This is a genomic window from Bradyrhizobium oligotrophicum S58, from assembly GCF_000344805.1.
GTDB lineage: Bacteria > Pseudomonadota > Alphaproteobacteria > Rhizobiales > Xanthobacteraceae > Bradyrhizobium > Bradyrhizobium oligotrophicum.
Genome location: NC_020453.1, coordinates 2,431,893 through 2,446,255 on the forward strand (window position 1 = coordinate 2,431,893; position 14,363 = coordinate 2,446,255).

At 61.8% G+C, this 14,363-nt stretch carries 10 protein-coding genes; 6 read left to right on the forward strand and 4 right to left on the reverse strand.

Features of this window, described 5'->3' with window-relative positions:
* Positions 1-16: 16 nt before the first annotated feature.
* The 3 genes from S58_RS10405 to S58_RS10415 all read right to left on the reverse strand — a co-directional run bounded on the left by S58_RS10405 (position 17) and on the right by S58_RS10415 (position 4,093).
* Positions 17-994, reverse strand: a complete 978-nt coding sequence (locus S58_RS10405) for an NADPH:quinone oxidoreductase family protein (RefSeq protein ID WP_015665253.1) — start codon at positions 992-994, stop codon at positions 17-19.
* A gap of 515 nt (positions 995-1,509) precedes the next feature.
* Positions 1,510-2,745, reverse strand: coding sequence for an ABC transporter substrate-binding protein (locus S58_RS10410; RefSeq protein WP_015665255.1), 1,236 nt, complete (start codon positions 2,743-2,745; stop codon positions 1,510-1,512).
* A 79-nt stretch (positions 2,746-2,824) separates the two neighbouring features.
* Positions 2,825-4,093 (reverse strand): CaiB/BaiF CoA transferase family protein, encoded by a 1,269-nt coding sequence (locus S58_RS10415; RefSeq protein ID WP_160167591.1) that lies wholly within the window; start codon positions 4,091-4,093, stop codon positions 2,825-2,827.
* Positions 4,094-4,164: 71 nt separating this feature from the next.
* Here S58_RS10415 and S58_RS10420 point away from each other — a divergent pair, with 71 nt between their 5' ends.
* From S58_RS10420 to S58_RS10445, 6 genes are all read left to right on the forward strand, one after another.
* Positions 4,165-5,139, forward strand: coding sequence for a helix-turn-helix domain-containing protein (locus S58_RS10420; RefSeq protein WP_015665257.1), 975 nt, complete (start codon positions 4,165-4,167; stop codon positions 5,137-5,139).
* Positions 5,140-5,239: 100 nt separating this feature from the next.
* On the forward strand, positions 5,240-6,493 hold the full coding sequence (locus S58_RS10425) for a cytochrome P450 (protein WP_015665258.1): 1,254 nt from the start codon (positions 5,240-5,242) through the stop codon (positions 6,491-6,493).
* Between the two features lie 90 nt (positions 6,494-6,583).
* Positions 6,584-7,792 (forward strand): acetyl-CoA C-acetyltransferase, encoded by a 1,209-nt coding sequence (locus S58_RS10430; protein WP_015665259.1) that lies wholly within the window; start codon positions 6,584-6,586, stop codon positions 7,790-7,792.
* Positions 7,793-7,805: 13 nt separating this feature from the next.
* The gene (locus S58_RS10435) at positions 7,806-9,947 is read left to right on the forward strand and encodes a 3-hydroxyacyl-CoA dehydrogenase NAD-binding domain-containing protein (RefSeq protein WP_015665260.1); all 2,142 of its coding nucleotides are present in this window, start codon (positions 7,806-7,808) and stop codon (positions 9,945-9,947) included.
* 210 nt (positions 9,948-10,157) lie between these two features.
* Positions 10,158-11,351: an ABC transporter substrate-binding protein gene (locus S58_RS10440; protein WP_042339174.1), complete on the forward strand. Its 1,194-nt coding sequence runs from the start codon at positions 10,158-10,160 to the stop codon at positions 11,349-11,351.
* Between the two features lie 98 nt (positions 11,352-11,449).
* On the forward strand, positions 11,450-12,988 hold the full coding sequence (locus S58_RS10445) for an acyl-CoA synthetase (protein WP_015665262.1): 1,539 nt from the start codon (positions 11,450-11,452) through the stop codon (positions 12,986-12,988).
* 115 nt (positions 12,989-13,103) lie between these two features.
* Here S58_RS10445 and S58_RS10450 read toward each other — a convergent pair whose 3' ends face one another.
* Positions 13,104-14,360, reverse strand: coding sequence for a CaiB/BaiF CoA transferase family protein (locus tag S58_RS10450; protein WP_015665263.1), 1,257 nt, complete (start codon positions 14,358-14,360; stop codon positions 13,104-13,106).
* Positions 14,361-14,363 lie beyond the last annotated feature (3 nt).

A 14,363-nucleotide genomic window follows, 5' to 3' on the forward strand; every position in this document is an offset into this window, starting at 1 on the left:
GCGTCGAAGGCGATCGTCAATCGATCCGAACAACCATCTTTCCCAGTGCGGAACGCGTGGTCATTGCCTTGAAGGCATCGCGGAAATCCTGAAAGGCGAAGATCTTCCCTACGACCGGAAGGAGTGTCTTTTCGCTCAACCAGGCGAATAGCTGGGCAATCAGTTGGTCGCGCACGTCCGGTTCGCGGCGGCCTATCTGAGCGAGGTCGACGCCCAGCAATGCGCCTCCTTTCAGAAGTGGTAAATTGAACGGCAGCGCGGGAATGCTGCCGGCCGCAAACCCGACGACAAGATGACGCCCATTCCAGGCGATCGAACGGAATGCCTGCAGACTCAGGTCACCGCCCACCGGGTCAAAGATCACGTCGACGCCGCGGCCACTGGTGAGAGTCTTTATCTCGTCACGCCAGCCGTCGACGGTGTAGTCCACCACTGCGTCGGCGCCGTACGCCGTCGCAAACTGCCGTTTCGCCTCAGTCGATGCGGCTGCTATGACCGAGGCGCCCAATAGCTTTGCTACTTGTACCGCGGCGATGCCAACCCCGCCGGCTGCGCCAAGCACCAGCAGCGTTTCGCCCTGACGAAGCGTTCCCCGCACCTTCAGCGAATAGAGCGCTGTAAGATAATTCGCAAAAAACGAAGCGCCAACTTCCGGTGCCACGTCTTCCGGCCTGACGAAAAGCGCTGAAGCTGGGAGGCAAATATACTCAGCAAGCCCACCGGATCTGGCCATACCGATAACCGGCGTCCCTGGTGCAAAGCCTTCCACGTCCGGGGCGACTGCATCGACTGTGCCGGCAAACTCTGTGCCCGGTGTGAAGGGCAGGGGATCCCTGGTCTGATATAGGCCTCGGACCTTCAAGCCGTCCACAAAACCAACGCTTGCAGCCTGTATCCGGACACGAACCATCCCAGGCGTTATGTCCGGTTGAGCCACATCCTTTAGAGCGACATTGTCGATGGCTTCGTAGTTCTCGACGACGACTGCTTTCATGATAGCCTCTTACGGAATTCGATTGCGTGTAATCGATCGAGCGCAAAATTTTCGTTTCTCTTCGGTCGAGGCGGCCGCAATGACGCGCCCACCGAATATCTTCTCCAAATGTATCGCGGCGGTTCCGACGCCTCCGGCTGCGCCCGGGACGAGCATCTGTTCGCCAGCTTGTAGCTTGCGCGCTCTGTCAGCGCATATTGGACCGTGAGATATCTGCGCAAAACGAGGCCCAGCCTCCGCGGAAGTGCCATCCTGCAGGATTCGTACTGCTTCCGCTGGAACGGCAACGTACTCCGCGAGTGCGCCCGAGCGAACGATTCCCATGACCTGCATGCCCCCGGGGCATACTCGGTCACCCCCTCTCCGACGCTTCGTGTGATAGAGGCCGAGCACCTTGAGGTCATCGACGAAGCCGATTCCCAGGGCTCGCAGACTCACGCGCAACGATGGCGTGAGCCTAGGCACGGGATCTGCTTCTCGCATTTGCGTTGGGAAAGCACAGTACCGAGCTCACCTCAATTGGTCCCGGCGCTTCCGACTTCGCCGTCGATCAGCTCTCCGAGAGGCTGCCACCTCTGACCGTCGAAGCGAATGAGTTGCATCTGTTCGATCGGAAAATAATCTTTGGCAGATGTATTGATCTTGATGCCGGGCAAGAGCATCGGAACGTCCACGTCCCTTAAGTTCGCGGCCTGCCGCATGATGTTGTTGCGCGTGAGGTCGTCGCCGCATCGCTTGAGGACCTCGAGCAGCGTGTGCGCAACGGCGTAGCCATAGACGGTGACGCGGTCTGCCTTGTCCCCATCTGGAAGATACCTGTCCATGAACGCATTCCAATCTCTCGCGGCCGCGTCGTTGCTCCAGGCGGGATCGCTGGGGTCCTTCAAATAGGCATTTGAGATGATCCCTTTGGCGTTCTCCAGACCGGCAGGACGGAGCACACTCGCCACGGACGTGGAGACGCCCGCGAGGAAGACGACCGGCTTCCACTCGAGTTCTGCAAGCTTGCGGATGGCCTGAGCGCTTGCTTTCGGCGTGGTCCAGGACACGAAAATGTCCGCGCCGGAGTTTTTCAGCCGCGCGATGTGAGCGTCGATCGTCGGTTCCGACAATTCAAATGACGATTCGGCGACGATCATCGAGGCTTTTTCTCCCAGCCCGTCGCGCAAACCCTTCACCTCGTCGCGCCCTCCGTCGTCATTCTGCCAGAGCATGGCAATCTTCGCGTTCGGATAGTTCTGCAGGATGTATTTTGCGTAGGCGCGCCCTTCGCTCTGGAAATTTGGCTGCCAGCCCATGGTCCATGGAAAATGGTCCGGATCGCCCCAGCGGGTCGCATTGCTTGCGACAAAGAGCTGCGGCACCTTCCGCGCGTTCAAGAACTTCTGGATCGCCGCGTTCGAGGGCGTTCCGACCGACTGGTAGATCATGAGTACCTCGTCGCTCTCGACCAGCTTTCTCGCCTGCTCCACGGCCTTCGGAGGACTGAACGCGTCATCGTAGCTCATGAACGTGATCTTCCGCCCATTGATGCCGCCTTCATCGTTGACCTTACGGAAAAACGCTGCAGCGAGGCGACCGATGATGCCGTAGGCCGATGCGGGCCCGCTATAGGGAGCGAGATTTCCGATTTTGATCTCTTGGTCTGTCGCGCCCGGATCGTACTTCTTTTCGGTTGCATTGGCCGGTAAAGCCGCGAGGCTCGCCGCCAACCCAACGGCGGCGAAATGAGGCAGGTATCTTCGTGGCATGGTTGATCCTCCCATCGACATAACTCAGCTCGGTTACGGCCGTGTTGAAAAAGGGGTAGGCCGGGACTTCGGCCGTCAATCAGCCGACAACGCCAGATACTTTCAGGCGAGCAATCTCCTCGTCGGAATATCCAAGCTCCTCCAGGATTTCCCCACTGTGCTGGCCCAGTTCCGGTGCGGGGCTTGGGGGCCTTTTTGTGACACCGCTTATTCGGAACGGGCTGTCCACGATTGCGCCACGCCCCGGCATCCACTCGGCTCTGACAAGCGCGCCGGCATGATACATCTGGTCGTCGCCGACCAGATCTCCGGCCTTGGCCACGATCGCCGCGGTCAGGTCAGCCGCCTGAAAGATGCGTTGCCAATCGGACGAGATGCGGCTCGCAAACAGGTCGTCGAGAAGTGCCACAAGCTCGGCCGCATTGGCGCGCCGTGTTGCGAGCGCCGAAAAGCGTGAGTCCTCGATCAAGGCGGAGCGGTCGATTGCGTCGCAGAAGCGCGGCCAGTCGCGTTCCTCCTGCACCAGGCTGATCATGAACCAGCGGTCGTCAGCGCACCGATAAAAGCACGTCAAAGCGTTCCGGGTGGCTTTTCGGGGGAGGCGGTACTGGATCTCGCCACCGCACAGGACCGCCTGGATCGATGCCGCATTCGACCAGACTCCGTTGGCAAGCAGCGATGACGTGACGTAGCTTCCGCGGCCCGTGCGCTCCCGGTGAAGAAGCGCCGTGACAATCCCGGCGTAGAGGGTGACCGCCGTTGGTTGATCGCCCATCCCCAGCGTGGGTGCCGCAGGAGAGCTCTCGAGGTCGGGACGTACGTTGTCGGCCAATCCCGATCGAGCCCAATAGGCATGGGCATCAAAGCCCGGTCTTTCGGCTTCGGGGCCTGTCTCCCCGTAGCCGGTGAGCGCCGCATAGACGAGACGCGGATTGATTTCCGAAAGCTGCTCATAGCTGATCCCGAGCCGAGTGCGTGAAGCCGGGGACTGGTTGGTAATGAAAACATCGGCGGAACGCACGAGCTGCCCCAGGATGGTTCGACCAGTCTCGGTCTTGAGGTCCAACCCCAGCGTACGCTTGCTGCGCGCGGCAACTGTCCACGCGTAGTTATGGTCGGCTTTTGGCAGGTTAGGAAGACGACCGAGGACCCGCTGCGGATCGCCGACGCCGACCGGCTCGATCTTGACGACGTCCGCACCGAAGTCCGCGAGGATCACGGCCGCCGCCGGGCCGGCGACAAAGGTGGCGCTGTCAATGACTTTCAGACCCTGGAACACGGCAGCCACCAGATCCCCCCTGCCGCCAAGCAGACTTGTTGCCGGCCATCCAGATGACAGCCAGATCATTTGATTGGGCATCCACCTAGCACGCTTGACGCAAAGGTTCAACCATTCATAATCTGGGCCTGGAGAGTTCGATGTCCTATGGCCCCGTCCGTTCGATTTCCGTGATGCACCGGCGCTTCACGTCGCCGGACGAGTGGCACTCCGCTATCGAGCCGCACTTCGCGGGAAGCCGCTACACGAGGCGGGCGCATTCGTTCTCCGTGTGGGGACGACTTGAGCGACTGTGCGATGCACTGCTGGTTGACAACTATGTCGCCGCATCTGGACTGGGCCCCGCCAACGACACGTACGGATTTTCGATCGATCCGACCGAGACGGGAAGCTGCTTTATTTTGCTGCAGCGATTCGGAAGCGCATTCGTGAAGCAGTCTGATCGTGCGACGGAACTCCGGGCCGGCGAATGGGCCATCTTTGACGCTTCCGTGCCGACTTCATTTCTGATTCCGGACGGCAGTCGAACGATCGGGGTGACCGTTAGTCATCGATATTGCGAACATTGGCCGCGCACTCAGCTTGGCGGAACCCGCCTGGAGAGGTCGGCTGAGAGCCGGGTTGCACTCTCAATGATTTCCGAGGCGTTGGGATCTGCCGAATGGCCGAATTTGCGCGTTCAGGCTTCGATGGAAGTTCTGTTTATGGATGCTGTGGAGGCAAGTCTGCCTGCGAGCGCTGCCAAACGGAGCGCCTTCATCCCGAACGCTGCGAAAATCGACCAGGTGAGACAGGCCATTGAGGTTCAGTTGAGTAATCCCGATCTCGGCCCCGACGGCATCGGCCGATCTGTCGGCCTGTCCCGCCGCTCGCTGTACCGGCTGGTCCGTCGGATCAATCAGACGCCTATGGGGTTGGTCCAAGAGCTACGTCTCGCGCGAGCTGCGCGATTGTTGCGAGACCGCGCGGAGGAACCTCAGAGCATCACCGACGTGTCGTACCTCGTCGGCTTCGTCGACCCCGCGCATTTCAGCCGGGTGTTCCGGGCACGATACGGGCAATCGCCCAGGCAATGGTCGTCGTCCCGCACCGACGGGCAGGCCCCTGCGAGATAAACTTGGCACCGTGCGTCAAGTGCCTGGCGCTGTGAGGCAGGTTTGATTTTCGTGCCGATGTTAGGGTGTCAGAAAATAATCAAACATCTGGAGGAGACCGATGGTCGGACGGATCGATGACCAGGTCGTAGACCCTGCCACGTACGGAACGCCCCACAAGTACGACGAAATCTTCGCCGAACTGCGGCGAAGCGACCCCGTGCGATGGACAGAACCTGCCGGCTATCGGCCGTTCTGGACCATCGCGAAGCACAGCGACATCCTCGAAATCGAGCGGCAGAACGACAAATTCATCAACGATCCGCGTACTAGCCTCGTGCCGATCGAGGAGGAAGAAAGACGAGTCCGCGCGGGGAACGCGAAATTAGTCAGGACGCTCATCACCATGGACGAGCCCGACCATCGTGCTTACCGCGGCATCACACAGGCGTGGTTCATGCCAGTGAACCTGCGCAAGATCGAGGGGGAGATTAAGAATCTTGCCGGAGAGTTTGTCGCTTTGATGGACGAGCGCGGTGGCCGGTGCGATTTCGTCAACGACGTCGCGCTTTGGTACCCCCTGCGGATCATCATGACGATCCTCGGCGTTCCGCGCGAAGACGACGCCAAGATGCTCAAGTTCACGCAAGCTCTGCTCGCTTCGTCGGACAAGGATTTGTCGGGAGGAAGCAACAACTTCCAAAGCCGCCAAGTCGCGGCTCAGGAGTTTTTTGCTTACTTCGGCGCTATCGCGGAGGACCGTCGCAGGAACCCGAAGGACGATCTCGCCTCGATAATCGCCAATGCGTCGGTCGGCGGCAATCCGGCCGGAGTCTTCGAGAGCCTCTCGTACTACCTGGTGATTGCGACCGCGGGCCATGATACGACAAGTTCGGCGATGGCCGGTGGATTGCATGCGTTGATCGAGCATCCGGCGGAGTTCCGTCGGTTGCGCGAGTCGCCGGAGCTGCTGAATTCCGCAGTCGAAGAGATGTTGCGCTGGACCTCGCCGGTGAAGCACTTCTTCCGCACGGCGACTCAGGACTATCAGCTTCGGGGCAAGCAGATCCGTGCCGGCGATTCGCTCATGATGTGCTTTCCATCCGGTAATCGCGACGAGGAGGTTTTCGTCGATCCTTTCGCGTTCCGGGTCGATCGGACGCCCAACCGCCATATCGCTTTCGGGCACGGCGTGCACCAGTGCCTTGGCCTGAACCTTGCGCGGATGGAGATGAAAGCGCTGTTCACGGAAATTGTTGCTCGGGTGGACTCGATCGAACTGGCGGGGGAGCCCGCGTGGATTGAGGCCAATCTGGTCAGTGGCCCGAAGCGGTTGCCGATCACGTACCGTATGAAGAGCTGCCCGGTGCAGTGATCACGCAATCGCGTGCCGGATGGTCGGGTGCCGTGCGTTGCCGCGGGGGCGCCCCGACATCATCTTTCAGACCGACTTCAGGAATCAGAAATGAGTGAAGCGATTATCTTCGATGCGATCCGCACGCCGCGAGGCAAGGGAAGGAGGGACGGCGCGCTGTACGAAGTGGGGCCGGTTCAACTCCTGGCCGGGCTGATGCAAGAGCTGGAGCGGCGGACTGAAATCGATACCGCGCTGATCAACGATGTTCTGATCGGCTGCGTGCAGCCGTATGGCGAGCAGGGTGGCGTGATCGCCAAGACCGCCGCGCTCGCCGCTGGATGGTCCTGGACGGGGCCGGGCCTTCAGCTCAACCGCTATTGCGGCTCGGGCCTCGATGCCGTGAATCTGGCAGCGCAGAAGATCCGTTCCGGGTGGGACGACTTGATCGTTGCCGGTGGCGTCGAATCGATGTCGCGCATGGGCATCGGCGCAGCACCGAGTGTGCGTGATTATCAGCCGCGGTTGTCGTTCGAGCTAAAGATGATTCCGCAGGGTGTGAGCGCGGACTTGCTGGCCACGCTCGATGGTCGGGCGCGCGAGGATGTCGATGCCTACGCGCTGCGCTCGCAACAACTGGCGGCGCAAGCGCGCGCCGAAGGCCGCTTCGATGGATCTCTTGTGCCGGTGCGCGATATCAATGGCGTCGTCCTGCTCGCGGCGGACGACGCAATCAGGGCAGATGCGACGATGGAGGGGCTGGCGAAGCTCAAGCCGTCCTTTGCCGAGATGGGCGAGTTCGGCGGTTTCGACGCCATCGCAATGTCGAAATATCCTCAGGTCGAGGAGATCAGGCACGTTCATACGGCCGGAAATTCCTCGGGCATCGTCGACGGCGCTGCGCTCATGCTGATCGGCAGCGCCGAAAAGGGGAGCGAACTCGGCCTGAGGCCACGCGCGCGGATCATCGCGACGGCCGCGCTCGGCGTCGAACCGACGATCATGCTCATTGGGCCTGCACCGGTCGCGGAAGCGGCGCTCCGCAAGGCGGGGTTGAGCTTCGAAGACATTGATCTCTACGAGGTCAACGAGGCGTTCGCGAGCGTAGTGTTGCGCTTCCTGGATGAAACGAAGGTGCCGCTGGCGAAAGTCAACGTCAACGGCGGCGCGATCGCGCTTGGGCATCCGTTGGGCGCAAGCGGATGCGTGCTGGTTGGGACGTTGCTCGACGAGTTGGAGCGGCGCGAGCTGAAGCGCGGCCTTGTCACATTGTGCGCAGCTGACGGCATGGGCGTCGCAGCTGTCATTGAACGTGTTTGATCGGGGATTCGGAATGACCGCCATCGACTATGCTAGGGATGATCAGGGCATCGTCACGCTGACCATGGATATGCCGGGTCAGGCCGTGAACACCATGACCCAGGCGTTCCGTGACGCTTACCGTGAGGCGGTGGAGCGGATCGAGCAGGAACGCGAGAAGATCATCGGGGTCATCCTCACCTCGAACAAGCCGACGTTCTTTGCCGGCGGAGATCTCAAGGGGCTGCTCGCTGCTAATGACGCCGCGGCGCTCTTTGCCCGTGCCGAAGCCACCAAGGCGACGATGCGTCGGCTGGAGAAGTTGGGAAAGCCCGTGGTCGCGGCCATCAATGGTGCTGCGCTCGGCGGCGGTTTCGAGCTCGGCCTCGCCTGTCATGCGCGGTTCGCCATCAACGACGGAGGCCTTCAACTCGGTCTTCCGGAGACCACTCTCGGGCTCATTCCGGGTGCCGGAGGTATCGTGCGCCTGGTCTGCATGCTGGGGCTCGAAGCTGCGATGCCGCTCGTCCTCGACGGCGTAGTCCTCGGTGCGGAACGCGCCCTTGAACTGAAATTGCTGAATGGGCTCGCGCGGGACGAAGACGAGTTGCTCGCGGAGGCGCGCAGTTGGATCTTGGACAATCCCGATGCCAGCCAGCCGTGGGATCGCAAAGGCTTTCGCATTCCAGGATCGACGCCCGATGCCGCGGCGCCGCTGGCTTGGCTGCGAACCGCGCCTACGCTGCTGATGAAGAAGCACCGCCTGCGTTACCCGGCCCTGGAAGCCGCGATGTCTGCGGCGGTCGAAGGGGCTGCCGTCGATTTTGACACGGCATCTCGGATCGAGAGCCGTTACCTCGCGAAGGTCGCGGTTGGTGGCGTTGCCAAGAACATGATCCGGACGTTGTTCTTCCAGATGAACGAAATCAAGGCCAGGAAGAGCCGGCCGGAGGGCATTCCCGACGCCAGTTTCGCGCGAATCGGAGTGTTGGGTGCCGGACTGATGGGCCGTGGCATCGCCCAGGTCGCCGCTCAACGGGGCATCTCCGTCGTGTTGAAGGACGTTAGCCGGGAGCAGGCGGAAAAGGCAAAATCGCAGATCCAGAGCGGACTTGAGAGACAGGTCGAGAAAGGCCGATTGTCGGCGGATCGCATTAGTGCTGCCCTTGCCTTGATCAAGCCGACCGGGAGCCCGAGCGATCTTGCAGGATCAGAATTGATCATCGAAGCGGTGTTCGAAGATCGTGACCTCAAGCGAAGCGTCACTCAGGAGGCCGAGCCATATTTGGCGCACGGGGGTATTTTTGCGTCCAACACGTCGACGCTTCCGATCACGGGGCTCGCGCAAGCCTCGGCCAGTCCGGCGAACTACGTCGGATTGCATTTCTTCTCTCCCGTAGATCGGATGCCGCTCGTCGAGATCATCAAGGGAGCGACGACCTCGGCGGAGACTTTGGCCCGGGCCTACGACTTCGTACGGCAGATCAACAAGACGCCGATCGTGGTGAACGACAGCCGCGGCTTCTTCACGAGCCGCGTGTTCGGAACCTTCACGCGCGAAGCAGGCGCGATGCTGGCCGAGGGCGTGGATCCTGCAGCAATCGAAAACGCGGCGATCTGGGCCGGAATGCCCGCCGGCCCTCTCGCCGTCATGGATGAAACCTCTCTTGCGCTGGCTTGGAGTGTTCGCCTCCAGACCATCGCTGACCTCCAGGCCGCGGGTAAGTCGGCGCCTGCCCATCCTCATTGGGCCGTTGTCGACAGAATGGTCAACGGGTTGAAGCGGCCCGGTCGAGCCGGAGGCCGCGGCTTCTATGAATATCCCGCCGGTGGCAAGAAACGCATCTGGCCCGGCTTGCGTGAGCACTTTCCGCCGAGTTCGGCACAAATTCCTCTCGAGGAGTTGTCCGACCGTTTTCTCTTTATCCAAGCCATCGAAGCCGTGCGCTGCCTCGAGGAAAAAATCATCGAATCTTCCCGGGACGCAAACATCGGTGCGGTGCTAGGCATCGGTTATCCACGGTGGACCGGCGGACCTCTTCAATACATCGACATGATTGGCCCGAAGCCGTTCGCTCTACGCGCCTCCGAACTCGCTACGAAATACGGCGACCGCTTTCATCCGCCGCGCATGCTGGTGCAGATGGCCGACGGTGACGGCCGATTCTGCGCCTGACGAGGGCAGGCCGGGAGCGGAGAACCTCGCGTCGTATCGATTGTGGGTGCGGCCAGCCCAAAGGCCGGGAATAGGCCGATTGCGAGCGAGTCTCTCTTCCCTTCTCGCCGGCGGAGGCCGGCAAAGGGCTCGTTGGGCCGAACAGGGCTTGCGGCCATCACAGCCACAAGGTATCAATGGTCCAACCAATAAAGGGGGAGGGCAGTGGTCATGGCAAGACGAGTCGTCGCCGCGGGACTGGGCTTGTTCCTGTGTAGCGGTTTGGCGTATGGCGAGCCGCTGAAGATCGGTGTCTTGACCGACATGTCGGGCGTCATCGCCGATACGGTCGGTCGCGGCTCGGTCATTGCCGCGGAGCTGGCGGTCAGCGACGCCGGCGGCGTGGTCCTTGGTCGACCGATCGAGATCGTCTCGGCCGACCACCAACTGAAGCCGGACGTTGGTCTGACCATCGCCCGACGGTGGTTCGACGAGGACCATGTTGACGCGATTGCCGACGTTCCCGTGTCCACCATCGCTCTCGGAATCCAGAATCTCGCGCATGCGAAGGGAAAGATCGCCCTGATCTCGGGAGCCGGGACCCTCGATCTCTATGGCAAATCGTGCTCGCCGACAGGCTTTGTGTGGACATTCGATACCAGCGTTTTGCCGCGCGCCACCGTTCTGAGCGCAGCCGAGTCCGGCGTGAAGAAGTGGTTCGTAGTCGGGCCCGACTATTCCTTTGGACACCAGATGGAGCGGGCCGTCGCCGACGTCGTGAAGGAGACCGGGGGACAACTGGTCGGCACGCGGCGCGCGGCGATAGGTACGTCGGATTATGCCTCGCTCCTTCTGGCGGCGCAGGAAGCGCGACCGGACGCGATTGCCTCGTCCTTTGCCGGCCACGACGGCGTCCTTCTCATCGAGAACGCTGTTGAATTCGGCCTGCTGCAGAAGGGAATGCGCATAGCGAGCCTGATGTTGTTCGACTCCGACGTGCACAGCCTCGGCTTGGACCGCATGAAAGGCATCTATACGACGACAGCATTTTACTGGGATACGGACGACAACACCCGCAGCTTTGCGAAGCGGTTCAGTGAGAAAATGGGACGACCGCCGTCCGCCCTTCAGGCCGGAGTCTATAGCTCGGTCACGCACTACCTGAAGGCCGTCAAGGCTGCGGGCTCGACATCCGGACCGGAGGTCGCAAAGAAGATGCACGAGCTGCCGATCTCGGACCTCACGACCCCTTCGGCCAGGATCCGGGCAGATGGCCGCGTGATGCGCGACATGCTGCTGGTCCAGGTCAAATCGCCGGAGGAATCAAAGGCCCCGTGGGACTATTTCAAGATCGTCCGGCGCATGAAAGCCGAAGAGTTGATGCCGGAGGCGCCCAATCCGGACTGCAAACTGGCAACGCAGTAGCCGATCGGTTTCCAGAACGACGGGCAGGCGGCCGCGAGAAGTCGAGCGCTTCACCAAACGTGCTCCCACGCCCCGGACAGAACATTGTTAGAGGGATGATGACATCGCCACTGATTTTTCTCGATGGAACGGCTCGCGCGCGCGAAGAGGTGCTGAGCAATGCCGCACGTGCGGCCAGCGGGCTGCATGCTTGCGGAGTCTCCGAGGGCGACACTGTTGCGGTCCTGCTGCGCAACGACTTCGCTTTTGTCGAGGCGACCCACGCCGCTGCGTTGATCGGCGCCTATTGCGTGCCGATCAATTGGCACGGCCGGGCGCAGGAGGTCGGTTATATCCTTGGGGATGCGAAGCCCAAGGTCCTGGTGGCTCATGCCGATCTGCTCGCGGCGGTGCGCAGCGAACTCGGGGAGGCCTTGCGCGGCATTCTGGTGCTGAGCGTACCGACGCCGCCCGAGCTCGTTCGGCAATTCGGCGTTCAACCAGGTGCCGAGGAGCCGGTGGGATCGGACCGCTGCTGGCCGGCTTGGCTGGCGGATTTCCAGCCCTGGAGCGGTGCCCCGCCGCGCAGCCGCGCGACGCTGATCTACACGTCCGGTACGACGGGGAACCCGAAAGGCGTGAAGCGCGAGCCTGCGACGGTTGAGCAGGCCAAGGCGTATGGAGAGCTGATGCGCGCCGTCTACGGCATCGCGCCCGGCGTGCGCGTGTTGATCGGGGGTCCACTCTACCATGCGTCACCGAACGCCTGTTTGCGTCAGGCCATCGCACAGGCCGAGATCATCGCGTTCCAATCCAAATTCGAGCCGGAAGAAACGTTGGCGCTGATCGAGCGGGAAAGGATCACGCATGCGGTGATGGTTCCCACCATGTTCGTCCGCCTGATGCGTCTGCCGGAACAGACCCGCCGCCGATACGATGTGAGCTCTCTGCGATGGGTGATCCACACGGGCGCGCCCTGTGCGCCGGAGATCAAGCAGGCCCTGATGGACTGGTGGGGGCCGGTCATCTACGAGACCTATGGCGGAACGGAGGTCGGAGCGGTGATGCTGAGCACGCCGGACGATTGGCTGGCTCATCCCGGCAGCGTCGGGCGGCTCACGCCGGGCGCCCGGATTGCGCTGTACGGAGAAAACGGTAAGCCGGTCGCGCCGGGCGAGGTGGGCGAGATCTACGTTCGTCAGGACTCGCTGGCGGATTTCGTCTACCTCAACGACGAGGCCAAGCGAAAATCGGTCGAGCGCGACGGCCTGATCAGTGTCGGCGACGTCGGTTATCTCAAGAACGGCCGGCTGTATCTGTGCGATCGGCGGTCGGACATGGTGATTTCGGCGGGCGTCAATATCTATCCGGCGGAGATCGAATCGGCTCTGATTCAATGTCCTGGAGTGCGCGATTGTGCTGTGTTCGGCATTCCCGACGATGAGTTCGGCGAGTCGCTGGCTGCCGCAATCGAGCCTGAACCGGGCAGCGAACTCACGACCGAGCAGGTTCGCGACTATCTGTCCGAACGTATCGCCAAATACAAGGTGCCGCGCCGGATCGATTTCCATGGAGCTCTTCCTCGCGAGGAAAGCGGGAAGATTTTCAAGCGCCGGCTCAAGGAACCCTTCTGGAAGGACACGGGCCGGCGCATCTGACCGCTATTTTTCCGTCGCGCGGGGGGGCGCAGCACGCTGCGGCCGCAATCCCTTTCTCGGATACTGACGTTTCGGCCGGCTGTGAGCGGACGCATCGCGCGTCGGCGAGAGCGGGTCAGCCTGACGATCCGAATGCGCCCGCCGTTCTCAGTTCAGCAATGCGTTCGGGCCCATAACCGAGAACGTGCTCCAGCACCTCGGTCGTATGCTGCCCGAGAGTCGGGGCGGCGATCGGGTCGAGAACAGGCGTTTCGCTGAAACGCAATGGGGATCCGATGTTCGGTATGTCGCCTGCTGTCGGATGCGGAATGGACGACGCGAGCGCACGCTCGGCCATTTCGAAAGAGCTGAAAGCGTCTTCGATCGTTCTGACGACGCCGGCCGGCACGCCCGCGGCCTGCATCTTGGCGGCCCACCGTTCGCTGGAGTGGCCGGCAAGAATCCCTTCGATGATGGCGGTCAACTCGTCGCGATGCGCCATCCGGTCGCGGTTGCTTACGAAGCGAGGATCCTCGGCCAGGTCGGGCCGCTCCAGCACGTTCGTGACAAGGCGACGAAAGGTTCGATCATTCGCGCAGGTGACATAGAGCGGGCCGTCTGCCGTCTGGAAGGTGCCCGTCGGCGTGCTATCGGCGCTGCGGTTGCCGGCGCGAGTCGGATTGCGACCCGTCGCAAGATAGTTCATCGCGTGAAAGCCCAGCATCAGCGCAGCGGTATCGAACAACGCTGTCTCGACACGCTGCCCCAGCCCAGTGTTCTGGCGTGCGGTCAAGGCGCCGAGCACGGCAATCGCGGCCGTCATGCCAGTGGAGATGTCCATGATCGCGGGGCCGGTGCGGACACCTGGCTGGTCCGAAAAACCGTTCATCGACATGAAGCCGGTCTCGGCCTGGATCACCGGATCGAAGCCCAGACGATCAGCCATTGCGCCGTCGCGGCCATAGGCCGAGACGCTGCAATAGATCAGGCGAGGGTTGAGTTTATGCATCGCATCGTAGCCGAGGCCGAACCGCTCCATCACCCCGCGCGAGAAATTCTCCACCAGGATGTCGGCCGACGCGACGAGTTCGGTTGCGATTTTTTGCGCAGCTTCGTTCGTAAGATCGAGCGCGACGCCTTTCTTGTTACGATTGACCCAGAGGAACGGCACGCCTTCACCGCCGAGGTGAGGTTGGAAACGGCGAAAATCGTCCCCATTCGCCGCGTTCTCGATCTTGATTACGTCGGCGCCCATGTCCGCAAGGAAGAGCGTGCACATGGGTCCCGCGATGAAGTGCGAGAAGTCGATGACACGCAACCCCTGAAGCGGCGAGGGCGCGCCCGGCACTCTCAGGCGCGGCGGCGGAAGCTGGGGACGGCCTGTCGTGGTCACATG

What these genes read in the sequence shown, in the direction of transcription:
- S58_RS10405 (WP_015665253.1), bottom strand. Translation starts at nt 994, where the DNA reads ATGAAAGCAGTCGTCGTCGAGAACTACGAAGCCATCGACAATGTCGCT.
- S58_RS10410 (WP_015665255.1), bottom strand. Translation starts at nt 2,745, where the DNA reads ATGCCACGAAGATACCTGCCTCATTTCGCCGCCGTTGGGTTGGCGGCG.
- S58_RS10415 (WP_160167591.1), bottom strand. Translation starts at nt 4,093, where the DNA reads ATGATCTGGCTGTCATCTGGATGGCCGGCAACAAGTCTGCTTGGCGGC.
- S58_RS10420 (WP_015665257.1), top strand. Translation starts at nt 4,165, where the DNA reads ATGTCCTATGGCCCCGTCCGTTCGATTTCCGTGATGCACCGGCGCTTC.
- S58_RS10425 (WP_015665258.1), top strand. Translation starts at nt 5,240, where the DNA reads ATGGTCGGACGGATCGATGACCAGGTCGTAGACCCTGCCACGTACGGA.
- S58_RS10430 (WP_015665259.1), top strand. Translation starts at nt 6,584, where the DNA reads ATGAGTGAAGCGATTATCTTCGATGCGATCCGCACGCCGCGAGGCAAG.
- S58_RS10435 (WP_015665260.1), top strand. Translation starts at nt 7,806, where the DNA reads ATGACCGCCATCGACTATGCTAGGGATGATCAGGGCATCGTCACGCTG.
- S58_RS10440 (WP_042339174.1), top strand. Translation starts at nt 10,158, where the DNA reads ATGGCAAGACGAGTCGTCGCCGCGGGACTGGGCTTGTTCCTGTGTAGC.
- S58_RS10445 (WP_015665262.1), top strand. Translation starts at nt 11,450, where the DNA reads ATGACATCGCCACTGATTTTTCTCGATGGAACGGCTCGCGCGCGCGAA.